Here is a 22919-nt window from a genome sequence, read left to right as displayed (position 1 = left end):
AAGTGGTGGAGCTAAGCAGGATCGAACTGCTGACCTCCTGCGTGCAAGGCAGGCGCTCTCCCAGCTGAGCTATAGCCCCACATTCCTAGTTTATGCATAACATAGACGCTTGGCTGCTGAGTTCCAAGCGGGACGAACTTTAAGTTTTTTTATAAATTTGGTCAAGTATTTTTTCGCTAATTTTCACAGTTTAGATGAATTTTTGATAGACTCGGCTTAATTACTCATTAAAACGACAGAAAATAATGAAAAAAAGCGTTTTGGTACTGATGGTTTTACTTTCGGGTTGTGCATCAAATGAAGAGCCGCCTTATGAAATAAACAACAAACAGTTTTTTGAAAAACAAGATGAGCAAGGAAATAATGTATTTGCTTATGTTGTATCGGTTAAAGCTAAGCACCGTGAGAACTTTAATCTCGATCGTGGACGTAATAACAGACCTTCTCGCAGTGAAGTTAAGGAATATATTGAGCAAGAACACTTTGAAGAGTCGAGTGTGTTAAAGCTAAAATTAGAAGACCAGGCCGTTGAATTATTAAAGCAAGAGCTTACAACGCGTGAATACTGCGCTAATAATCATGAAATAACAGACGTTCTGTGGCGAGATCTAAGCGTGCAATTAAGAGGGCGTTGTTTGTAACTATGTTAGCGGACAAAACAAAATTAGAGGCGTGTTTAGCGCATTTAAATATTAATTACGATGTTATCGAACACCCACCTTTACATACTAGCTTAGCAGCGGATGAATTACTGCTTGAACGCCCAGGTACCCGTTTAAAAAATTTATTTTTGCGTGATAACGAAGGTAAACGTCACTTTTTAGTAATTACAGCTCACAATAAGCAGTTGGACCTAAAAGCGCTCTCTAAACAGCAAGGTTTGTCGCGTTTAGGGTTCGCTTCAAGCGAACGTTTAGCAACCTATTTAAAAGTTGCACCAGGATGTGTATCAATGCTTGCGCTACTAAACGATAAACAAAATGCGGTAACAGTATGGTTAGATCAAGATATTTGGTTTGGTGAGTTATTTCACTGCCACCCCTTTGAAAATACGCTGACATGGATTTTGAGTAAATCAGACCTAGAAACCTTTTTTAATTATACGGATCATCAACCGCGCGTCATGTTTTTACCGTCAAGGTAAGCCCAGGTAATAAGAAAAAAGCCGCACAAACAAACAACAAGTAAGGTAAACATAAATGCTGTTTGTCCGTACTGTTGATAAACTAAACCCGGTAATAGCGAGCCACTCGCCCCACCACTGTAATAAAACGAGACATACCCTCCGTTTGTCACGCTTGGTGGTGCTTTACTTATTTGATTGACCAGTGGAGCTGCGGTTGAATGAATAATAAACATAGCCGCACAAAATAGCGTGAATGCAGTTAAAAATACGCTTAGCTGGTGGCTTATTAGCGCAACAATACTAAGGCTATAAAAAATGAAGGTCGCCGCTAATACGTGCCAAGCTGAAGGTGCTTTTTTTAGTAACCAAGGCGTCGCAATAGATGCCAAAGCACCAATTAAATAGCCGCTATAAACTAATCCGATATCACGAGTGTTGGTAATTAAAAATGTTTTTTGCAGTATAAAAGGCAAATAATTAAGTAAAGCAGCAAAACAAAAAAACATACAAAACACAGCGCTGTAAACTTTTAAAAGAGGGCCTTCCTTAAGTTGTTTGATGTAATCTAGAGGTGATTTTGGAGCATGGGTGCTAATGTTATTGAATTTCTGGGGCTTTATTAATATGGCTAAAAAAACAAGCATAAAAGCAATTAAGTAATAAAAGCTTTGCCAATGCCATAAGTCACTAAACAGTGCAGCAAGTACTCTTCCAAAGTAACCACCTGCAATACTGCTGCCTATATAAAGTGTCATATTTTTTTGAAGTGTATCAGCGCTAAAGCTTATCCCTATGAAACTGGTCATGGCGGTTAATGCTGCGGGAAGAGTAAGGCCTTGTAAAAACCTTACTAACAGCAAGAGCTCAAAACTAGGCACCCAAATAAATAGTAAGCAGCTAAGGCTCAGTACTATCATTGCAATACGAAGTATTTTTAAAGGATTCTGTTTAGCTAAAAACAAGCCGTATACTAATGGTGCAATAGCGAGTGGCAGCATAGTTGCCGTCATAAGGCTACCAGCAACGGCAGGCGATACATTATATTCACTCGCAAATAAGTTCAGTAACGGTTGAGGTGCATAAAGCACAAAAAATATAACAATGGAGCAAGCAAGTAGATGAATTAAGCGCATTATTTGGCTTATGAGTTAGCTAGTTGGCTACTTAATTGTATTGAAAGTTAACTCTAATTGATAATTAAAAGTACGATTATTGTTTTATATCATGCTTAGTATGAAGGAGTTTGTTAGATTAATACCAATAGCACTGTCATTTAAACGCGTTGATGATTAAAATGAGCGTAATATTAGTTTTTACTGGAACAATGCCATGGGTTCATTACAAGACCAATTGCTTCAAGCAGGATTAACAACATCGCATAAAGCTAAAGTTGCTAAATCAGAAAAACGTAAGCAACAAAAAAAACAAAAAAAGGGGGCGACAAGTAACCCTAGTGATCTGCAAAAGCATATTCAACAAACTAAACTTGAGCAGCAGAAAAAAGCAGAAGAGCTTAACCAAGTTCGCCAAGTTAGCCTTAAACAGCGTGAGCAAGAAGCGCGCGTTAAACAAATTTTAGAGCACAACAACCAAGATGCTATTCGTGGTGAGCGAACCTTTAATTTTACTTACGACAAAAAAGTTAAAAGTATTGAAGTGAATGAAAACACTCAAAAAGCATTGTCGGGTGGTCGTTTAGCAATTTGTGTCCTAGAAGGGCAGTTTTATGTATTAGAAGACGAACCCGCTCGCAAGGTGGCTGAAGTTGACGAAAAATACATTGTTTTTCATGTTGAAGCTGAAAATAAACCAAAAGATGAAGACGATCCGTACGCAGATTTTGAAGTGCCAGACGATTTAGTATGGTAACAATCAGTTAAGCGTCTGCTCATATTTATTTGCTAAACTAATTATGAGCATAAAACGAGCTAGCAGTGTAGGATTAAGTTGATCGTCTAGCATCGTTTCTAACGTATGCTTTTTATTTGATTGTTGACTACAATCAATTGAACAGTTTTTTCTAACCGTCAAAAAAGAAGAGTAAATACAATGAGCAAGATGAAAACACTAATACTAGGCGCGGGCATTAGTTTAGCCGCAAGTTTCTCGTTTAATGCAGCTGCTGCCGATGGCGCCGCTCTTTACACTGCAAAAAATTGTCAAACCTGCCATGGTGCAGATGGTAAAGCACCAATTATGGGTATGTACCCTAAACTTAATGGCCAAAACAAAGATTACCTAGTTGCGCAAATGAAAGACATTAAGTCGGGTGCGCGTAATAATGGTATGTCTATGGCGATGAAAGCAATGGTTGCTACAGTAACAGACGAAGAGTTTGAAGCTATTGCAGACTACTTATCTAAAGTAAAATAACTCAAAGCAGTTATTCGCCCTTTAAAAACAGCCACACACGTGTGGCTGTTTTTGTTTGTTGATTGCTATAAAGAACAGAGTGTTTTAGACTTCTAAACATCTATTCGCACTTGTTATGTGTGTATTTTAAAAGGCTTACTATGTTTGATTTACCCCAACTCGATTTAAAAAATAAAGTATCTGCTCAAGAGTGGCAACTTCGTGTCGACCTTGCTGCCTGTTACCGGCTAGTGGATCACTTTCGCTGGGGAGATTTAATTTATACGCATTTATCAGCGCGTTTGCCGGACACTGACCATTATCTTGTTAATGCTTTTGGATTAACATTTGACGAAGTAACCGCGTCAAACTTGGTTAAGGTAGACTTAAATGGGAATATAATCGACGACACTCCTTTTAGCATTAATCCTGCTGGTTTTACTATTCATAGTGCAATACACGAAGTAAGAGAAGATGCGCATTGCGTTATTCACCTGCACACCAAAGAAACCATTGCTGTGGCTACGCAAAAAAAGGGCTTATTACCATTGAGCCAGTATTCTATGTTTTCATTGCCGTCGCTTTCATATCACGGTTACGAAGGCCTTGCAGTTAATGATGATGAGCGCAAAGTCCTTCAGGATGATCTAGGCTCAACTAATCACATGTTATTAGTTAACCATGGTGGGTTAACTGTAGGCCCTACTGTAGGCGATGCGTTTATGCGTTTTTACGACTTACAGCGCGCCTGCGAAATACAATTAGCGCTGCAAGCTAGCTCGCAAGAGGTAATTCCCGTGCCTCAACCAATTATCGACAATATTTATAATCAAGCCAATGTGGTTCATAGCGGCAGCACCGGAGGCCAGCTTGCTTGGCCTGCTATGCTACGTAAAGCGTATCGGCTTGATCCCAGTTTTGCAAAATAACCTTAACAGGTTAATAAGGAATTTTTATGAAGGTAAATCGCGTAGAAGTATTTGATATTCATTGTCCAGAGCGCCCAGCATGGACACCTGTATTCGTTCGCATTCATACTGATGAAGGCATTAGTGGTGTGGGTGAGGCGGGTCTTGCTTATGATTTAGGTCATAGCGCAGCTGCCGCCATGATCAAAGAAATGGCAGATGCTTTTTTAATTGGGCACGACCCGTTTCAGACCGAAAAGCTATGGTCTCGCATGTTACGAGAAAGCTTTTGGGGTTTAGGTGGTGGACCCGTTGTGTACGCTGCAATGAGCGCAATTGATACTGCGCTTTGGGATATTAAAGGTAAGGCGCTTGGGTTACCGGTATATCAATTACTTGGTGGTAAGGTTAACGACAAGCTTCGTACTTATGCATCGCAACTGCAGTTTGACTGGGATAGCGAATTTAAAGCGCTAGTTCAGCCACAAGAATACGCAGAGGCAGCATTAAAAGCCATAGCTGAGGGTTACGATGCGGTTAAGGTAGATCCAATTCAATATGATAAAGACGGTAATACCTATTACGACCGAACTAATATTATTTCACGCCCAGAAATGAAGTTATACCGCGCGCGTATGCAAGCTATTCGTGAAGCCGTGGGTGATGAAGTGGATATTATTTTTGAATGCCATAGTTTACCGGGTGCTACATCTGCTATTCAAATTGGTGAAATAGCCGAAGAATTTGATTGTATGTACTTTGAAGAGCCTGTGAACTACTTAAATCACTCATTGCATGCCAAAGTAGCAGATAAAGTTAATGTGCCAATTGCAGGTGGTGAGCGCTTGTATAACCGCTGGGGGGTTCGTCCTTATTTAGAAGATCAGAGTATTGACGTACTTCAGCCCGATATCGGTTTATGTGGTGGTTTTACTGAAACTAAAAAGGTATGTGATTACGCTGATATTTTTGATGTACGCATTCAGGCGCACGTATGTGGTGGGCCAGTTGCAACGGCTGCATCACTGCATCTAGAAACCGCTATTCCTAACTTTTTAATTCATGAGCATCACACGTACGCAATTAAAAAGTGGAACCGCGAATTGTGTTTACAAGACCCACAACCTAAAAATGGTTTTTTTGAAGTATCTGAAGAGCCAGGTTTGGGTATTGAGCTAAACGATGAGATTGTAATGCGGTCGCAACGTGTAGAAATAAAATAATAATTAAGCTTGTTATTATAATAGCCGGTAAGTGACTATTCACTTACCGGCTTTTTATTAGCAGAATTAAGGTCATTCGTTAATTACGCACTCAACACCTTTGAGCTCTTGAGTTGCTTTGCTATCTACGTGGCGTATAAAGCATTGTTTGTTTTTTATCATCAGTTCAAATTGGTCGGGTGGATTTAGCTGATGACTTTTTATTATGTTATTTTCGTTTAAATTATTTAGCGTAACCACACTGTTTATTGTAAATACATCGTCATCTAACGTTATATTTTGCATATTCATAAGGGTATTGATTACTTTGTTAACTGCGTTTTGATTAGGCGCTAAAAGTAATGCATGTTGTAATTTTGGAGTGGGTTCAGCGTGTTGCGATACACAGCCACTTAATAAAGCGCACAAAGCTAAGCTCGAAATGAATAATGTGTTTTTCATAAAATCTACGCCATTTTAAGCAGAATAAAATTTAAATATAACGACTTTTACTTACACTTGGTAGTAGTGCTTTGCATTTGCGTAGCTGAGCTTATGCCATAGGCTATGGCTATTACATAGCGCATAATGCTGATGCCATAGGGCATTGTAATGCGTGTTTATTTGGCATACCGGAAAGTTACTAGCAAACATAATACGCTGCTCGCCAAAATGCTGTAAAAGCCACTTAAAGCAGGTTTCTTGTTGTGCTTGTGTCAGGTCTAATAACTCAAAGCCAGAAAACTTAATGGCAATATTGCTATATTGGGCAAGTAGTTCAACGCCTTTTTGCCAAGAGATCAAATTATCAGGCAACCCTGTATGGTTAAGAATAATTTGTAGGTGAGGTAATTGTTTTGCACAGTGAGCAATATGATTGGCCACACTAATATTGTGTAACTCAAATTGCGCTTCAAAATGCAATTTGTTTGCTGCTAATAAATCAAGATTATGAATACAGCTAGGGCTTTTTAGCCTTACTGCGTCATCTCCTTCGGTTATATCTCTAATGCCACATAAGCTTGAATGAGCAAGCGCATTTAGTGCATTACTAAATTGCTCAGCAGGGGCATCTATTTGGTTAAAGCTAATGGCTTTAAATGGCATTTCACTTAAATGCTTACTTAGCCAATTTAGCTCCTTAATTGGGGCTGAGTTATCAAAGCCTGCTTCTATGTGCACAAGGCCCTTTAATTTAAAGTCAGTACTGTTGGCAAGTTGTTGTGCGCTAATAGGTCGTTTTATTTTCTCTAAATTGGGCCACGCAGGAGGATTGCTTCCTTGTAGCCAAGTGTATTGACCATCAAGTAAATTAAAAAAATGAACATGCGGGTCAATTATATTTGTACTCATTGGGCTGTATAGCCGCCATCAATACTTTGTAAGCTGCCAGTAATAAAGCTTGCATCGTCACTTGCTAGAAAACTCACAAGAGCGGCTACTTCATCGGCTTGACCTAATCGGTTTAGCGGTTGAAGACTGGCTTCCTCTGCCACTATATCGGCTTTGTTTGCACCACTTTTTTTGCAGTAAGCGTCTATTGCGTTATGAAATAAAGGGGTTTCAATGGTGCCTGGACACACTGCATTAGCACGAATATTAAAGTGTGCATAATCAAGTGCCGTAGTTTTTGCCATTGAGGCGAGGGCATGTTTAGTGAGGTTGTAGGCAAATGAATTTTGCTTGGCAATTAATGCTTGGTCGGATGCTATTAATATAATAGAACCCGCATTATTTGCCTTCATCGTTGGGAGTACGCTTTGTACCGCCGCATAGGCGCCTTTTACATTAAGCGCAAATAGCGCATCGAGCGTTTGCTCATCAGTGCTTTCTATATTTGCGCTTAAGTGTTTTCCAGCATTAGAAACCAGTACGTCAATACGTTGAGATTGTTCATGTATCGCGCTTATCGAGCGGCGGACAGCCTCTACATCACTTACATCGCAATGATGAAAAACACCTACATTGCTTGGTGTGATATCAAGGTTATGTACCTCATAGCCACTGGTTAGTAAGCGTTTTACTACCGCTAGGCCAATCCCTTTTGTACCACCTGTTACAATTGCAACTTTTGACATACTTGTTCCTTTTTCGCTAATTAGTGAGCGTGGCCACAACCGCCTTCAGCGTGAACATGGCCATGCGAAATCTCTTCGCTAGTTGCTTCGCGTACCGATACCACTTCAACATCAAATGTCAGAGTTTTACCTGCAAATGGGTGATTTAGGTCGCAATCGGCATTAAAACGGCCAACTTTAACAATAGTCACTTGATGACGGCCTTGGTTAGATTGAACCATTGCGGTCATTCCTGGTTTCCACACTTTAACATCGCCTTGTAAATGCTTTAGTGGAATGCGTTGAATTAAGTCATCAACACGCTCACCATAAGATTCACTTGGTTCAAGTGTTACACTAAATTTATCGCCGGCACTTTTATCTTCAAGGGCTTTTTCTAAACCTGGAAGCATGCCTTCGCTACCATGGATGTAGCTAAGTGGTGCATCATTTACACTACTTTCAATTTGCTCACCTGCTTCACTGAGTGTGTAGTGAAACTCTACTGCCGAATTCTTACTAATTTGCATGCTGATCTCTTTCAATAATAACTATGTTAGGGCGTGATTTTACGCGAAATAGATTGGTTTATAAACTTACCGTGGTTGATTTAGTGTTTTTTGCAGATCAAGCAGTAGGTCTTTTTTGATTGGCTTGGCTTTAGGTTTTTCAGCTTGAGGAATAAAAAGTACTAGCTGACTGCCGGGCTTTAAAATACTTGAGGCTGATAATTTATTCCACTTAGCTAAATCGCTATGTGGTACGTCGTAAAGTTGGCTAATGCTCCACAGGCTATCTCCGGTTTTTACGGTGTAGTCTATTTCTATTGTTGGGATGACAATATCTTCTTGAGGTTCTAGATAAGGGCTTATTTTGTAATCTATGGTTAAAGAGCTTGGTAAGGTTTTGGGTTGCCCAACCAATAACTTTTCGCCTATACCAATAAAGTTATTGGCTTTGTTATTAAGCTGTTTAAGCGCTTTGACCGACATACTATAACGCTTTGCAATGCCATAAAGTGTATCGTTTTGCTTTACTATGTATTCACCAGCAAAGTTAGATTTAAAAAACTGACTTTTTAAAAGTGTCTCTTGGCCTATTGGCAGTAGTAAGGTATGTGGTCCGTTTGGCGAACTTTGATTTTTTAAATACCCTTGGTTAATTGCATGTAACTGCTTTGAGCCAATTCCAGATAGCTTAGCAATAACCGAAAAATCGAATTGCTGACCTATATTCATTTGTGTGGTGAGTGGTTTATAAGCAAGTTTTGGTTGCTTCATGCCTTTTTGTGGATGCTTAACTAAATAACTTAAAGCGAGTAATTTTGGTACGTAATCAGCAGTTTCTTTTGGCAAGCTTAGCGACCAAAAGTCAGTGCTTTTTCCTCGTTTTGTATTTTTCTCTATGGCCCGCTTTACGCGTCCTTCACCGCTATTGTAGGCGGCTAATGCATATAGCCAGTTACCATTAAAGCGTTTATGTAAATAACTCAGATAATCCAGCGCGGCATCGGTTGAAGCAAGTACATCTTGGCGTCCGTCGTACCATTGATCTGACTTTATACCAAAGTGATACGCGGTCGCACCGACAAGTTGCCATACGCCAACAGCTTGCTGCGATGAGGCAGCGGTAGGTCTAAAGTCACTTTCCACAAAAGGCAGTAACGCTATTTCCATAGGGAGGTTTTTTTGCTCTATTTTTTTTACAATGTGGTATAAGTAGGGTGCTGCACGCTTACTTACCGTGGTTAGGTATTTAGGCTGTTTTAGATACCACTTAATGCGTTTTTTTAAAGCCCGATTTTGATAAACCGTAAAGTGTAAGTTGTTAGCAATGTGCACCCATAAATCAGTCGTTTTTGGTGGGCGCATTTTTACGACTCTATTTTTAACCTTTAGTGGCGTGCTTTGTTCTTCAATAAGCAGTGCTTGTTGCTTTTGGGGTGTCGGTTCATCTACGTTTTGGTGATTAGCGTAATCAGGCTCAAAATGAGTAAATATTTGAGGTGCCTCTGCCTGCTTTTGCTCAGTTGATTCACAACCAAACAAAAAAAGTACTAAAAAGCATAATATCAAACTGCGCATAGTGATCACTTGAATAAATTCCTTTTACTATTTTAACACAATCCGTTGTGTTGGGTTATTGTGAGCTTTTAGCGCGATTGAGTCCTGCTTGTAAAAAAAACTGGCTCGACTTTTGGTTTAGCGTGTCTTGTTGATAAGGAGCGAGCACATTTTGTGGAAAAGATTCTATGAGTGCTTCAGTTGTTAGGTTTTTATTACTTTTGACGTGTTCAGTCAGGGCATTTAAAAATGCCAGTGGTTGCTTTAGTTGTTGTTTATTTAGAGTATCACCATGGCCTGGTATAATGAGTGATAGCTTTTCATTACTTATGTATTGTTTAAGCAACGTTTGCCAGCTTTTAAGTTCACCGTGGCCTGGGTAAGGCAGCCAATCAACAATATCACCACCAATTAACGTGCTCCCATTGTTTGTAGTAATGGTTAAATCACCCGTAGTATGCGCTTTGTGTGGTGTGATATTTATCTCAAAGTTCCCTAAATTAAGCGTTTTACTTACTGCTAATGCTATTTTTGGTGGATTAAGCTTATATTCTCGCCAGCGAAAAAGTCGTGCTTTAGCCAGTTCTAGCTTTTCTCGCCATGCTGTTTGTCCTTCTTTGGGAATTGAAGCTAAACGCTGATAACTCAGTTCAATGCTTTTTTCATAGCTGTCGAGTTTATTGATGTAGGCTTTTTGATAGGTTTTAAAATCAGCGCTCACTTGCTGGTGGGTAATGAGTTTAGCGTTTGGATAGTAGTGTTGAACCACCGCCATTCCTAGTAAGTGATCGTCGTGATAATGAGTTGCAACTAAATAACAAAGAGGCGTTTTAAGACGTTTTTTTAGTTCAACGACAAGTTGTTCAACACCGGCAAAATTCCCGCTGGTATCAACAAGTAGGGCGCATTCAGCGCCTTCAATCAAAACTTGGTTTGAGTCGTAAAAGCGTAAATCGTCTTGTTGTTTTAAAAATTGGATATTGTTATTAATAGTTTGCCAGCTAATAGCTGCATTTGAATTGGCTGTGGCAAAAAGTAAACCTATCATCAGGAGTGTATATTTTAACGATGAGTGAATAGTGAGTAAGGAGTACTTCATTTGCTATCTCTTGCAGGCCATTTATTACCCTAATGATAAACAAAAAGCGCAGGTTGCGCTTTTTATTTTTTTTGTTCGGGGTCACTTGCCAAATGTTGGCTGAGTTTATCAACAAGTTGGTCTTGGTGTTGCTGCTCAACAGTTGCTTGTGTTTTTGCTTCAAGCAAATCGTGGCTTAAATTAAGTGCTGCCATAAGCAATGCTTTTTGATCGTTTCGAACGGTTGAACGCTGTTTCATTTGTTCAACTAAGTCGTTTAGATTTTTAGCTGCTGCTATCAATGCCTCTTCTTGTCCTTGCGGACAAGCAAATTGCTGCTCTTTACCTAGCAACTCAACAGTGACCCGCTGGTTTTGCAGCTCAGACATTAGCTAGCCTGTTGTGCGCTTTGTAATTTATCAAGCAAGCCAGTTAATGTTGTGCTGGCATCTTTTTGCTTTTCTTCGTTTTCAAGCGCTTCTAGTTGTAAAAGCTCATTATCATCAGCAAGTTTGCTGTTTTGTTCTTTTAAGCTAGCAACGTCAGTTTGTAATTGATTATTGCGTTCAATAAGTGAATCGATCAGTTGTTCGAGTTGTTGAAGAGTATTGTTGTCCATAAGGCGCTCATATAACTGTAATTAATGTCTTGCAAATGTAAAGCAAAGTACATCAATTTACTAGCATTTACGCGAGTTTTAGCTGATTTTTCTTCTTTGTTAAGGGATAATTCATACAACGTGCTTTTTTGTTCATATATGGTTCATTTAAACACCCTTTATCCAAGAGGTTGTTGAATTTTGCGGATTAAAGTTTGTTCAAACTAGGGGGTATTTAATCGTGGCGCGAGGTTTGTAACTCAGTGGACTCGGTAACTGCTCCCGCGTTATTCTACCGGCTTAAATTCATGTAAGTATAACCGCACTATGTAGGCTCTACTTTGCCTAAATATCAAACAGGTCGCTTAAACTTTAACCTTGAACGGTTAACAGACCCTAGTGCAAGTTGCTAAAGCCCAGTGCTTATGGTTCACTTGCGATATTAAATTGCGTATGGCGAAAATAAATAATGCTTAGTTACAGACACTCATTTCATGCGGGTAATCCGGCCGATGTTCTAAAACATCTTGTATTGGCTGAGGTGCTTAAATATCAAACAGTTAAGGATAAGCCGCTAGATTACATTGATACGCACTCTGGCGCAGGCTTTTTTGAACTCGCAGCAGCTGATGCTCAAAAAACGCAAGAATACCAAGACGGTATTGAAAAGTTGTGGGCGCACACAAGTGAGCATGAGGCACTTAACGAATACATTGACCTAATTAAATCGTTCAATAATACGAGTGACCTCGATTTTTATCCGGGTTCACCAAAAATTGCTGAACATTATTTACGTCGTCAAGATAAAGGTTGGTTTTTTGAATTGCACCCAAGAGACTTAGTCTTGCTAGAAAGTAATATGCAGGGTAAGCGCTCTATTCGAGTGCGCGGTGAAGACGGGTTCACTGGTTTGGTAGGGCTACTGCCACCTGCGTCTCGAAGAGCGTGCGTATTAATCGACCCACCATACGAAATTAAAGATGATTATGAACGCGTTGTAAAAACATTAATTAAAGCACATCAACGATTTGCAACGGGTACTTATATGATTTGGTATCCGGTTGTTGATCGGGAGCGCATTAACAATATGGAGCAGGGTTTAATTGATTCCGGTATGCGAAATATTCAGTTATTTGAGCTGGGAACCGAGGCAGATACTGACGTTCATGGCATGACTGCATCAGGTATGATAGTGATTAATCCGCCATGGAAGCTTAAACAAACTATGGATAATGTATTGCCTGATCTAGTGTCATTGTTAAGTGAACCTACTGGCTTTTATAGGTGTGAGCAACTGGTTGACGAATAACCACTACTTACGAAAATGCCCAGCAGATCTGGGCATTTTTGTTCTAACTTATTACTCACAGTTAAAAGCGAAGATAGTGTGAGTTATTTGCTGCCTACTTTTTAACAAACTTAGTTAAAATGACAATGCGCTGGCCATCAACACGCCCTTCAATGTGTTCTGGGTTACTGGTTAAACCAATATTACGCACCGCAGTACCACGTTTTGCTGTAAGGCTACTGCCTTTTACATCTAAATCTTTTATGAGTGTCACGGTATCGCCAGCTTGAAGAACCACGCCATTACTATCGATATGTTTAACATCGTCATCTTCAGCAAGTGCTTTATTAGCCCAAGCCAGAGTCTCTTCTTCTAGATATACCATGTCTAACGCATCTTGTGCCCAACCGTTATTAGGTGCTAAGCGCGATAGCATTCTATAGGCAATAACTTGAACAGCAGGTGTTTGGCTCCACATGCTGTCATTTAAACAATGCCAATGCGTCGGCGTTACATCTACGGTGTTTTCAATTTGTTCTTTGCATGTTTTGCAAGTGTAAATGCATTTGTCTGAATGTGTTTCGGTTACAGGTGGGACTTCATAAACAGATAAGTCATTGGTAGCTGTACACAATTCACACTGGTTGCTGCTGCGTTCAATTAAGGCTTTTTCAATACTCATAGGACTACTTTTTTGGTCGGGTTAATATTTTTGCATAGTATAACTCAGCGCACTGGGTGTGTGTTATAAATCCCTTAGTTTTGTATGGGTATTTCTTTCATGTATTTTTCAGCTATGTTGTTTATATAACCAATGTCGTGGAGGTTTTTTATTACTTTATTAATGATAGGCATTAAGTGCTTATGTTTGCTAAGCAGGCGAATTCTCAAAAAACCATGAGAATATTGAGCACCAAAACCAATGTTGATATTAAGTTTTTGTGACCAATATAAGGTTGGTGAGTCACCTATTATGGCAACATCTACTCTTTTTCGTACTAGCGCCTCAATGAGTTCTTTTTCCGAAGGAAAATCAACGCGTTTAAATGTATCAGCATTGTGATAATAATAACCCAATACTGTGCCTACATTTTTACCCTCAATATTGGACACATGTTGCCATTTTTTTGTGTTTTCGGGCAGCGTTACAAGCATTTCTGTTACTGTAATTAATGGGTCAGAAAATACATATTTGGTGTTGTTTCTTTCGCTTTGAGGTAGCCAATCAAGCGAGATCACATCAAAGTCAATAATACCTTCATTCAGATATTTAGTGATTCGCTTTGCAGGTAGCGATTCATGAGAAGCAGAGATATTAGCGTCAATCAGTACTTTTTCAATGATTTCTGGTAACACACCCGGGCGTTTAGGATTGTTGGTGTAGAAAGGGTAATGACTTCCAGATGAGCTAATGTTGTACTTTAGAGGATTGTTGCTTTGTGCTGCAATATTAGGAAGCGAGCTCAATGCTAAACATGTTATCAATAACCATTTTAAAATACGCAAACCCGCTCCTATACTACGAACTTTTTTATTAGTTTTATTTACTTTGCAAAATTTTGCAACGATTAAGATGCATTTACTATACTTTTAATCTTTAACATAGATTAGACTCAAAAGATTAGCTTTAATTTTGCACAAACTTATAGGTGAATTCTATTGAACGTGTCTGACACTCCGTCGTTAACACCTACGTTGACACAATATGTTGCTAGGCAACCAATATTTGATGCAGACAAAGCAGTGTTTGCTTATGAGTTGCTTTACCGAAACTCAGCAAATAATGCGTTTCCTGCAGGTACTAGCGATGAGCACGCGACCAGCCGTTTGTTTTTTAATACCTTAATGCTAGTCGGTGCAGAAAAGCTTACAGCTCACCAACTTGCTTTTGTAAACCTTTCTACAGACGCTTTGCTGGATGAATTCCCTAAACTATTAAACCCTGAACATACTGTAATAGAAATTGTGGAGCGTACGGTAAATATTGCAGCGGTTGCTAGTCGTATTAAAGCGCTGAAAGGTCAGGGTTATGTATTTGCACTGGACGATTATGACGGCGATGAAAAATGGGAGCCGTTACTCGCCCTTGTTAGTTATATAAAAATTGAGGCTGAAGAGCCTATTATTAAAACCAATATGCGGGTTAAAAAGCTGAAACGAAGTTACCCTCATTGCAAAATAATAGTAGAGCGAATAGAAACTTACGATCAGTTTATAAACTTACGTGATGCAGGTTGTGATTATTTTCAGGGATTCTTTTTTGCCCGCCCAGAAATGCTAACTTACAGTGGGGTCGATCCTTCAAAAGTTACCGTTTTCGAACTCCTTAAAGCAATAGCAAAAGAATCGTTATGCTTTGAAGAAATTCATCAGCGTGTAGCTAAAGATGTAGGAATAACGGCGCGAATTTTACGTTTGGCAAATGCACGTTCTAATAATAGTAATTTAGTTATTACGTCCATATCGCAAGCTGTTGTTTATTTAGGTGAGGACGTAATTCGTCAATTTGTGCGTGTATTAGCTGTTAGCGATTTAGGAATAGATAAACCAACAGAGTTGACTAAATTTGCTCTTGTACGCGCTCGGTTAATAGAGCTTATATTAGCTGAAACAAACAAAAATTTATCTCAGCAAGGTTACTTAGTGGGTTTGTTTTCGATGCTTGATGCGATATTAGATATTGAGCTAGCAACTATTGTAAAAGAGTTTACGCTAGATAAAAGCATAACAGATGCTTTGCTACTGCAAACCGGTTTGCTGGGTGATTGCTTATTACTGGCAAAAGCGATTGAAACTAAAAACTGGGCAGTGGTTGAAACACAACTTAAGTTGGTTAACCCAGAGATGGAAATAGAAAAAATATACAGCTTTATATTAGAGTCAATGCTTTATAGTGATGATGTAATAGAAGTTATGAGCGAATAAGTATGCGTAATTTTTTATCTGTTGTAAGTGTAGTTATTGCTTTATGTTTGTTATTTCCGGGTATTACAAAACCCGTGCTAACAATTGAAGGGAATATTGATAAATCAAAACTTGCTCAAGCGGGGATTGAAATGTTAGCTGAAGAAGGCGATGGCCGAACGCGCAGCATGCTAATGATGTTTTCAAACATGTTGGGCCTGGATAAGTTAGACGGTGAGATTAGCGCTTATAGCAAAACGCAAAGTATTTACGGCACTATCACAGACCTAGCAAATAATAATAATTTGCTTGTGGCTGCCTTGGTTGGTCTTTTTTCAGTTGTGGTGCCAAGCTTAAAGCTATTATTACAGCTACTGTATTGCTGCTTACCAGTGAATAGACTTAAGCAAGTATGTGGCAATATTGTTTGTGCACTCAGCAAATGGAGTATGGTTGATGTATTTGTAATAGCATTAATTGTTACGTATTTAGCGGGCAATGCACACGGTAAAAGTGGTGAATTGCTTGTTATGAATGCACAATTTGGTGAAGGGTTTTGGTACTTTAGCGCCTATTGTATATTTACAGTTATTGCCAGTTATTTAATTAAAACCCAAACCAAACTACAAAACACGCCCTAAATTATTTGTAGTCGTTTATAAGTTACTTTAAAATCCCCTTTTTTGATTGAGGTACTATTTTGCAACGCTTGTACACTATTTTACTTACGCTTACTTTACTGCTCACGTTTGTGGGTCAGTCGTTTGCGTCTGTAGCAAGTGAATGTGAAATGCCTCATCAGTCTAACGTTCACGTTAACATGAATTTATACAAAAGTAGTGCAGAGAATAACAGCGCTCACCATTCCATGATGCAAATGGATTGCTGCGATGAGGAAGCGACTGCTCAAAATGAATGCAGTTGCCCTGTTAATGGCTGTACGGCTAACTCAATGCTTAATGTCGATATTCTAATACTTATTACAGTTACAAGTACTGAAAAAGTTAATACATGCGAATCGCGTGCTCAAACAACCTCTCCCAAATCACTTTACCGACCTCCAATGTTTGCTTAAATAGCAGGATAGGTGTGTCTAAATTTTATGGAACCTCAAGCTGATTTTTATCTTTTGAAAACGTGATTAGTTTTCGTATTAGGTGCGGCTGATATAAACACCTTTCTTGCCAATTTAAATTTTTATTAATTTTTAAATGGAGCAAGTGATGAATTACGCTTTGAAAATAAATGCAGTGCTATGTTGTTTGACTTTGTTCAGCAGTGCGGCGAATACCCAAGAAGAAAAAACGACTGGCGCAATAGATGAGTATAGCTCTGTACGTACGCTAAACTTATCTCACGCCCTTACCTATGCACTTGCAAATGATCCGTGGTTATCGGCAAGCCGCCACCAAGAGCAAGCCATTATGGCGCAAAGTATTATGGCGGGTACTTTACCCGACCCAACACTAACGCTTGGTCTTATGAACTTACCAACAAATGGTTATGCGTTTGACCAAGAAGGGATGACTCAATTTAAAGTGAGTCTAAGCCAAAAATTTAGCCGCGGTGATAGTCTATCACTGAAACAAAAGTCGCTTTTTCAGTCGTCTAAGCAATATCCATGGCAGCGAGCTGATAGGTTGGCTCAAGTCAAAGCGATGGTTACTGAGTTTTGGTTAAATGCTTATAGGGCTCAGTACAGTATTAATTTGATTGAGAAAGACAAAGAGTTATTTACTCAGCTTATTCAAATAACTGAGGCCAGCTATGCAAGTACGCAGGGTAAAACACGCCAGCAAGATATTATTCGTGCTCAGTTAGAGCTTACCCGCTTAGAAGATAAGCTACTCATACTTGAACAGCAACTTCACAGTGCTAAAAACCGGCTAGCGCAATGGTTACCCATAACAATGTTAGTAAAATCTTTAGACGATAAATTTATACCTCCTGTGGCGCTTACTGATTTTAATACCCTTGAATTTAGTCAACTTATGCAATTACTTATGGCTCATCCAGCTATTGTTGCTATAGAGCAAAGTGTGTTGGCAAAGCAAACACAAGTGAGCTTAGCGAAACAAAGTTATAAGCCACAGATAGGGGGTAATGTGGGGTATGGCTATCGAGCAGACACCCCAATGGGCCAATCAAGAGCCGATTTACTTTCTGTGGGAGTTAGCATTGATCTCCCTTTATTTACGGATAACAGGCAAGACCAACACGTTAAATCGGCTATATCTATTACGGAAGCGACTAAAACACAAAAAAGGGTCGCTTTGCAAAAGCTCAAAGGTATGTATTTTAAAGAATATAGTCAGCTATCCCAGTTACAAAAACGAAATACGCTATATCAAAATATTTTATTAGTACAAATGGCTGAGCAATCACAAGCAACCTTGAATGCTTATACGCGTGATGACGGTGACTTTTCTGATGTTATGCAAGCACGTATTAGTGAGTTAAATGCCAAAATTGACGCGCTTAACATCCAAGTCGATCAACACATTATTATTGCACGCTTAAATTATTATATGAGTAGCTTAGACTCCCAAGTTATGGGCGAACTACGTGAGGAGCAGCCTGATGAACACTAACTTGAAACTATTCATTGCCGCTATTGTAGGGGCTAGTTTATGGGCTGGTTTTACGCAAATTATAGTTGATGAAAAACCGGCCGTAAAACAACCCTTATATTGGGTGGCGCCCATGGATAGCAATTATAGGCGTGACGCTCCAGGCCTCTCTCCTATGGGGATGGATTTAGTGCCCGTTTACGACAAAGTTGGTAATAGTGAAAGTGAAAAAGGAGCGATTACTATTTCGCCAGTGGTAATTAATAATTTAGGAGTGAAAACCACTAAGGTGCAGTTAAAAACACTGCAAAGTAACATCAATACAGTGGGTTATGTGCAATATAACCAAGACAAAATTACTCATATTCACCCTCGTGTAGAAGGGTGGCTTGAAGATTTATATGTAAAAGCGCAAGGCGATAAGGTAAACGCCGGCGAACCTTTGTATACCTTATATTCACCGCAGCTAGTTAATGCACAAGAAGAGTTTTTATTGGCAGTAAATAGAAATAACAATGTACTAATTCGTGCTGCAAAGGCACGTTTAGAGTCGTTAAATGTATCTGCTGAATTTATTGAGCGCTTACAAAAAAATAAGCAAATAATGCAAAATATTACCTTTTATGCGCGTCAAAGTGGGATTGTTGATGAGCTGAATGTGCGAGAAGGTTTTTATGTAAAGCCGGGTACATCTATGATGAGTATTGCTCAGCTTGATGAGGTATGGGTGGAGGCGGAAATATTTGAACGTCAATCGTCGCTTATCAGTGTTGGCCTACCGGTAACCATGACCCTTGATTATTTTAAGGGAAAAATATGGCAAGGACAGGTCGATTATATTTATCCGGCGCTCGATGCTCAAAATAGAACACTGCGGGTCAGGCTCCGATTTACAAATAAAGACCTTAAGCTAAAAGCGAATATGTTTGCTCAGGTGACTATTCATACAAATGCGAGTGAACCTCAGCTTGTAGTACCAAAAGAAGCTGTAATTCGTACGCAACATCAAAACCGCGTAGTTATAGCATTAGGCGAAGGGCGCTTTAAATCTGTTGAAGTGCAAGTAGGACAAACAAGCGTTGATGAAACGATTATTTTATCAGGTGTGGTGGTAAACGATAGCGTGGTTACCTCTGCACAATTTTTAATAGATTCTGAGTCGAGTAAGCTTTCAGACTTTAAGCGAATGGAGATGCCAGCTGCTGATAGTAGTAACGATGACAACTCTCAAAGTGCAACCGTAAATGGCGTTATAAATACAATTGATGCAGCAACTCGAGTTGTAAATATTAGTCGTGAAGCTATTCCAAAGTGGAACCGAGGTCCAGCAACAATGAATTTTGTTCTGGCACCGCATATAGAGGTTAACTCTCTTATTAAAGGTCAAACCATTGATTTCACGTTTAGTATTATTAATGATGATTTTGTGATCACCGCTTTAAATAATATAGACGCAATAGATCACTCCTCAATGCAACATACGATGGGCGAGGAAGTAAAATGATTACTGCTGTTATCCGCTGGTCTGTTCATAACCGGTTACTGGTATTGTTGCTTACATTAATTTTAGTGGGCGGTGGTGTGTTTGCCGTTAAAAATACGCCCGTAGATGCCTTGCCCGATTTATCTGATGTGCAAGTTATTGTAAAAACATCGTATCCAGGGCAAGCACCACAAGTGGTTCAAGACCAAGTTACTTATGTGCTTACTACTGCTATGTTATCGGTGCCAGGGGCAAAAACCGTAAGAGGCTTTTCATTTTTTGGCGACTCGTATGTTTATATTATTTTTGATGACAGCACTGATTTATACTGGGCGCGTAGCCGAGTGCAAGAATACCTAACCCAAGCTGCAAACCGCCTGCCTGAAGGTGCAACGCCAGAGCTTGGACCTGATGCAACGGGTGTTGGTTGGGTTTACCTATATGCCCTTATTGATAAAACAAATACGCTTGATATTAGCCAATTGCGAGACTTACAAGATTGGTTTTTAAAGTTTGAATTACAAACTGTGCCGGGTGTTTCTGAAGTAGCCTCTGTAGGGGGAATGGTTAAGCAGTATCAAGTAAATGTAGATCCTAATAAGCTGCGTGCTTACGGCATTCCGTTGAGTCTTATTCAAACTGCAATAGAGCAAGGAAACCAAGAAACAGGCGCCTCTGTTATTGAAATGGCCGAAGCGGAATACATGGTTACCAGCACAGGGTACATAAAAAGTGTTGCCGATTTAGAGGCTATTCCATTAGGTACTAATGCAAATGGCACGGCTTTGCAGTTACGTGATGTCGCAAATATTCGCCTAGGCCCACAAATGCGCCGTGGCGTGAGTGATCTTAACGGTGAAGGCGAAGCTACCGGTGGTATTGTTGTTATGCGCTACGGCGAAAATGCACAAAAAACCATTGAACTGGTTAAGGCTAAGATCGAATCGCTTAAAAAAGGATTACCAGAGGGCGTTGAGATTATTCCCGTTTACGACCGCTCAAACTTAATTAACAACGCAATAAGTAATCTGACAAGCAAACTTGTTGAAGAGCTGATTGTTGTAGCGCTTGTGTGTGTTGTGTTTTTGTTTCATGTGCGCTCATCTTTGGTGGCTATTGTTACCTTACCGCTGGGTATTTTAACGGCGTTTATTGTGATGTATTGGCAAGGAATTAACGCTAATATTATGTCTTTGGGCGGGATTGCGATTGCCATAGGGGCAATGACCGATGGCGCCATAGTAATGATTGAAAATATGCATAAGCATATGGAAAAAACGCCTCTGACTGATCAAAACCGTTGGGAAGTCGTTATTAAAGCGACAAGCGAAGTAGGCCCTGCGCTGTTTTTTAGTTTATTAATTATTACCGTGAGTTTTTTGCCTGTATTTATTTTAGAAGCGCAGGAAGGGCGAATGTTCTCACCTCTTGCTTACACTAAAACTTATGCAATGGCGGCTTCAGCAGGATTAGCGATCACCCTAGTGCCTGTATTGATGGGTTATTTTATAAGAGGTAAAGTAATACCTGAAAATAAAAATCCCGTAAATAGATTGCTTGTAGCGGCTTATCGGCCTTTGCTCAGATGGGTGCTTAATTTTCCAAAAACGACCTTAATATTTGCCTTTGTTATGACCTTGGTAGGTTTTTACCCACTTAACAAAATAGGTAGCGAGTTTATTCCGCCACTTGATGAAGGGGATTTAATGTATATGCCCTCTACATACCCAAGTATATCAATAGCTAAAGCTCGAGAGATTTTGCAGCAAACAGATAAATTAATCGCAACCGTGCCAGAGGTTAAAACAGTTTTTGGTAAAGTCGGGCGAGCTGAAACAGCCACCGATCCCGCTCCATTGACAATGATTGAAACGTTTATTCAATTAAAGCCCAAAGACGAGTGGCGAGAGGGAATGACTCTTGAAAAACTCAAAGCAGAACTTGATGCATTAGTCACGTTTCCTGGTTTAACTAATGCGTGGGTTATGCCAATTAAAACACGCATAGACATGTTGGCAACCGGTATTAAAACCCCAATAGGTATTAAAGTGGCAGGTCCACAGTTAAGTGAAATTCAAAAAATGGGTGAGCAAATAGAAACGCTACTTGCTGATATTCAAGGCACTGTATCTGTTTACTCTGAACGAGTGGCTGGTGGGCGCTACGTAAAAATTGATATAAATCGTGAAAAAGCAGCGCGTTATAATTTAAACATAAGCGATATACAGCAAATTATAGCAACGGCAGTTGGTGGTAAAAATGTAACACAAACAATAGAAGGGCAGGCTCGTTATTCGGTTAACGTGCGTTATCCGCAAGTTTTTAGGGATTCACCTGACGCCCTTATGTTAATGCCCATTGTGACGCCACAAGGACAGCATATTGCGCTTGGAGATGTCGCTAATGTATTTATTGAAAACGGCCCGTCTGGCATTAAAAGTGAAAATGCACGTTTAAATGGTTGGGTTTATATTGATATAGATGGCGTAGACATTGGTAGCTATGTTGAAAGCGCGAGAGCCGTGCTCGATGAGCGTTTGATACTGCCATCGGGGTATTCTATTACATGGGCTGGGCAGTATGAATATATGCAACGTGCAAAAGATAAGCTCACCTACGTAGTGCCACTCACCTTGGCCATTATTGTTGTGCTGCTCTATCTTAATTTTAAAAGCTTTGCTGAAGTAACTATTATTATGTGCACACTGCCATTGGCTATGATAGGTGGTGTATGGCTCATGTACCTTCAAGGTTTTAACTTTTCAGTCGCCGTAGGGGTTGGTTTTATTGCGCTGGCCGGTGTTGCCGTGGAGATTGGGGTGATTATGCTGGTTTACTTAAATCAGGCATATAAAAACATGTGCTTAACTGCTAAGCGAGCTGATAAACCACTTTCGTTAGCTCAGTTACAGCAAGCAATTATTGAAGGTGCCGGGTTACGTGTGCGTCCTGTAATGATGACGGTGGCTACTATTGTTATTGGTTTATTACCTGTGCTTTATGGAACGGGTACCGGTAGTGAAGTAATGAGCCGAATTGCAGCGCCTATGGTGGGTGGTATGGTAAGCGCAATAATGTTGACCTTATTAGTTATTCCTGCGGTTTACCTATTATGGAGAAAAAAGACTATTAAGTAACAGTGATAGGGTAATGACTTATCATTGCCCTATAAAAATTACCTATTGTCTGTAAGTTATTCTATTAATTTGTATTTTAATTTATTTTTAAAGTGTAACCCATTGTTTTTAATTGTGGTTTTTATTGGCATGATTCAAGCTACTAGTAACTCA

The 22919-nt window shown here is 39.6% G+C and carries 24 protein-coding genes and 1 tRNA gene; 13 read left to right on the top strand and 12 right to left on the bottom strand.

Annotated elements, in window-relative coordinates:
* Positions 1-3: 3 nt before the first annotated feature.
* Positions 4-79 (bottom strand) — tRNA-Ala (locus AC27JL_RS12395).
* A gap of 166 nt (positions 80-245) precedes the next feature.
* On the opposite strand from AC27JL_RS12395, the gene AC27JL_RS12390 reads away from it, so the two are divergent.
* Together AC27JL_RS12390 and AC27JL_RS12385 are read left to right on the top strand one after the other, a co-directional pair.
* Positions 246-641, top strand: a complete 396-nt coding sequence (locus tag AC27JL_RS12390; RefSeq protein ID WP_487195739.1) for a hypothetical protein — start codon at positions 246-248, stop codon at positions 639-641.
* A 2-nt stretch (positions 642-643) separates the two neighbouring features.
* Positions 644-1144: a prolyl-tRNA synthetase associated domain-containing protein gene (locus tag AC27JL_RS12385; RefSeq protein ID WP_487195738.1), complete on the top strand. Its 501-nt coding sequence runs from the start codon at positions 644-646 to the stop codon at positions 1142-1144.
* Here the strand turns inward: AC27JL_RS12385 and AC27JL_RS12380 are convergent.
* Positions 1111-2259: an MFS transporter gene (locus AC27JL_RS12380; RefSeq protein WP_487195737.1), complete on the bottom strand. Its 1149-nt coding sequence runs from the start codon at positions 2257-2259 to the stop codon at positions 1111-1113. The genes AC27JL_RS12385 and AC27JL_RS12380 overlap by 34 nt on opposite strands.
* A gap of 196 nt (positions 2260-2455) precedes the next feature.
* Between AC27JL_RS12380 and AC27JL_RS12375 the strand changes: the two genes are divergently transcribed.
* From AC27JL_RS12375 to AC27JL_RS12360, 4 genes are all read left to right on the top strand, one after another.
* Positions 2456-2995: a DUF2058 domain-containing protein gene (locus AC27JL_RS12375; RefSeq protein ID WP_006791224.1), complete on the top strand. Its 540-nt coding sequence runs from the start codon at positions 2456-2458 to the stop codon at positions 2993-2995.
* A 180-nt stretch (positions 2996-3175) separates the two neighbouring features.
* Entirely contained in the window at positions 3176-3499 is a 324-nt protein-coding gene (locus tag AC27JL_RS12370; protein WP_008128263.1) for a c-type cytochrome, read from the top strand.
* 140 nt (positions 3500-3639) lie between these two features.
* Complete coding sequence (locus AC27JL_RS12365) at positions 3640-4407, top strand: class II aldolase/adducin family protein (RefSeq protein WP_487195736.1); 768 nt, start codon at positions 3640-3642, stop codon at positions 4405-4407.
* A 26-nt stretch (positions 4408-4433) separates the two neighbouring features.
* On the top strand, positions 4434-5609 hold the full coding sequence (locus AC27JL_RS12360) for a mandelate racemase/muconate lactonizing enzyme family protein (protein WP_010556678.1): 1176 nt from the start codon (positions 4434-4436) through the stop codon (positions 5607-5609).
* 72 nt (positions 5610-5681) lie between these two features.
* Here AC27JL_RS12360 and AC27JL_RS12355 read toward each other — a convergent pair whose 3' ends face one another.
* The 8 genes from AC27JL_RS12355 to zapB all read right to left on the bottom strand — a co-directional run bounded on the left by AC27JL_RS12355 (position 5682) and on the right by zapB (position 11405).
* Positions 5682-6050, bottom strand: a complete 369-nt coding sequence (locus tag AC27JL_RS12355; protein ID WP_487195735.1) for a hypothetical protein — start codon at positions 6048-6050, stop codon at positions 5682-5684.
* A 51-nt stretch (positions 6051-6101) separates the two neighbouring features.
* Positions 6102-6941, bottom strand: a complete 840-nt coding sequence (locus AC27JL_RS12350; protein WP_487195734.1) for an amidohydrolase family protein — start codon at positions 6939-6941, stop codon at positions 6102-6104.
* Positions 6938-7666 carry an SDR family NAD(P)-dependent oxidoreductase gene (locus tag AC27JL_RS12345; protein WP_487195733.1) on the bottom strand — a complete coding sequence of 243 codons (729 nt, stop codon included), beginning with the start codon at positions 7664-7666 and terminating at the stop codon, positions 6938-6940. Before AC27JL_RS12345 ends, AC27JL_RS12350 begins: the two co-directional genes overlap by 4 nt.
* A gap of 20 nt (positions 7667-7686) precedes the next feature.
* Positions 7687-8175, bottom strand: coding sequence for an FKBP-type peptidyl-prolyl cis-trans isomerase (locus AC27JL_RS12340; RefSeq protein ID WP_039037967.1), 489 nt, complete (start codon positions 8173-8175; stop codon positions 7687-7689).
* A gap of 66 nt (positions 8176-8241) precedes the next feature.
* The gene (locus AC27JL_RS12335; protein WP_487195732.1) at positions 8242-9729 is read right to left on the bottom strand and encodes a LysM peptidoglycan-binding domain-containing protein; all 1488 of its coding nucleotides are present in this window, start codon (positions 9727-9729) and stop codon (positions 8242-8244) included.
* Between the two features lie 55 nt (positions 9730-9784).
* Positions 9785-10807: an MBL fold metallo-hydrolase gene (locus AC27JL_RS12330; protein ID WP_487195731.1), complete on the bottom strand. Its 1023-nt coding sequence runs from the start codon at positions 10805-10807 to the stop codon at positions 9785-9787.
* Between the two features lie 62 nt (positions 10808-10869).
* Positions 10870-11175, bottom strand: a complete 306-nt coding sequence (locus AC27JL_RS12325; RefSeq protein WP_006791214.1) for a cell division protein ZapA — start codon at positions 11173-11175, stop codon at positions 10870-10872.
* On the bottom strand, positions 11175-11405 hold the full coding sequence (gene zapB / locus AC27JL_RS12320; RefSeq protein ID WP_006791213.1) for a cell division protein ZapB: 231 nt from the start codon (positions 11403-11405) through the stop codon (positions 11175-11177). Before zapB ends, AC27JL_RS12325 begins: the two co-directional genes overlap by 1 nt.
* 448 nt (positions 11406-11853) lie before the next feature.
* Between zapB and AC27JL_RS12315 the strand changes: the two genes are divergently transcribed.
* On the top strand, positions 11854-12693 hold the full coding sequence (locus AC27JL_RS12315; protein ID WP_487195730.1) for a 23S rRNA (adenine(2030)-N(6))-methyltransferase RlmJ: 840 nt from the start codon (positions 11854-11856) through the stop codon (positions 12691-12693).
* Positions 12694-12787: 94 nt separating this feature from the next.
* Here the strand turns inward: AC27JL_RS12315 and AC27JL_RS12310 are convergent, their stop codons facing one another.
* Together AC27JL_RS12310 and AC27JL_RS12305 are read right to left on the bottom strand one after the other, a co-directional pair.
* Positions 12788-13354, bottom strand: a complete 567-nt coding sequence (locus AC27JL_RS12310; protein ID WP_487195729.1) for a PhnA domain-containing protein — start codon at positions 13352-13354, stop codon at positions 12788-12790.
* A 74-nt stretch (positions 13355-13428) separates the two neighbouring features.
* Positions 13429-14178: a substrate-binding periplasmic protein gene (locus AC27JL_RS12305; protein ID WP_487195728.1), complete on the bottom strand. Its 750-nt coding sequence runs from the start codon at positions 14176-14178 to the stop codon at positions 13429-13431.
* Positions 14179-14331: 153 nt separating this feature from the next.
* On the opposite strand from AC27JL_RS12305, the gene AC27JL_RS12300 reads away from it, so the two are divergent.
* From AC27JL_RS12300 to AC27JL_RS12275, 6 genes are all read left to right on the top strand, one after another.
* A complete protein-coding gene (locus tag AC27JL_RS12300; protein ID WP_487195727.1) occupies positions 14332-15597 on the top strand; it encodes an EAL and HDOD domain-containing protein in 1266 nt (421 codons plus the stop codon).
* Between the two features lie 2 nt (positions 15598-15599).
* On the top strand, positions 15600-16217 hold the full coding sequence (locus tag AC27JL_RS12295) for a paraquat-inducible protein A (protein WP_487195726.1): 618 nt from the start codon (positions 15600-15602) through the stop codon (positions 16215-16217).
* Between the two features lie 59 nt (positions 16218-16276).
* Positions 16277-16651, top strand: coding sequence for a hypothetical protein (locus tag AC27JL_RS12290; protein WP_487195725.1), 375 nt, complete (start codon positions 16277-16279; stop codon positions 16649-16651).
* Positions 16652-16799: 148 nt separating this feature from the next.
* The gene (locus AC27JL_RS12285) at positions 16800-18167 is read left to right on the top strand and encodes a TolC family protein (RefSeq protein WP_487195724.1); all 1368 of its coding nucleotides are present in this window, start codon (positions 16800-16802) and stop codon (positions 18165-18167) included.
* Positions 18157-19650 (top strand): efflux RND transporter periplasmic adaptor subunit, encoded by a 1494-nt coding sequence (locus AC27JL_RS12280; RefSeq protein ID WP_487195723.1) that lies wholly within the window; start codon positions 18157-18159, stop codon positions 19648-19650. The genes AC27JL_RS12285 and AC27JL_RS12280 overlap by 11 nt, the downstream gene beginning before the upstream one ends.
* On the top strand, positions 19647-22766 hold the full coding sequence (locus tag AC27JL_RS12275) for an efflux RND transporter permease subunit (protein ID WP_487195722.1): 3120 nt from the start codon (positions 19647-19649) through the stop codon (positions 22764-22766). Before AC27JL_RS12280 ends, AC27JL_RS12275 begins: the two co-directional genes overlap by 4 nt.
* The last annotated feature ends 153 nt before the right edge of the window (positions 22767-22919 follow it).

It is taken from the genome of Pseudoalteromonas sp. 4NS20-0020 (genome assembly GCF_057554385.1).
Note: the sequence above shows the minus strand (reverse complement) of the source record. Positions and strands in the feature narration are given on the sequence as shown.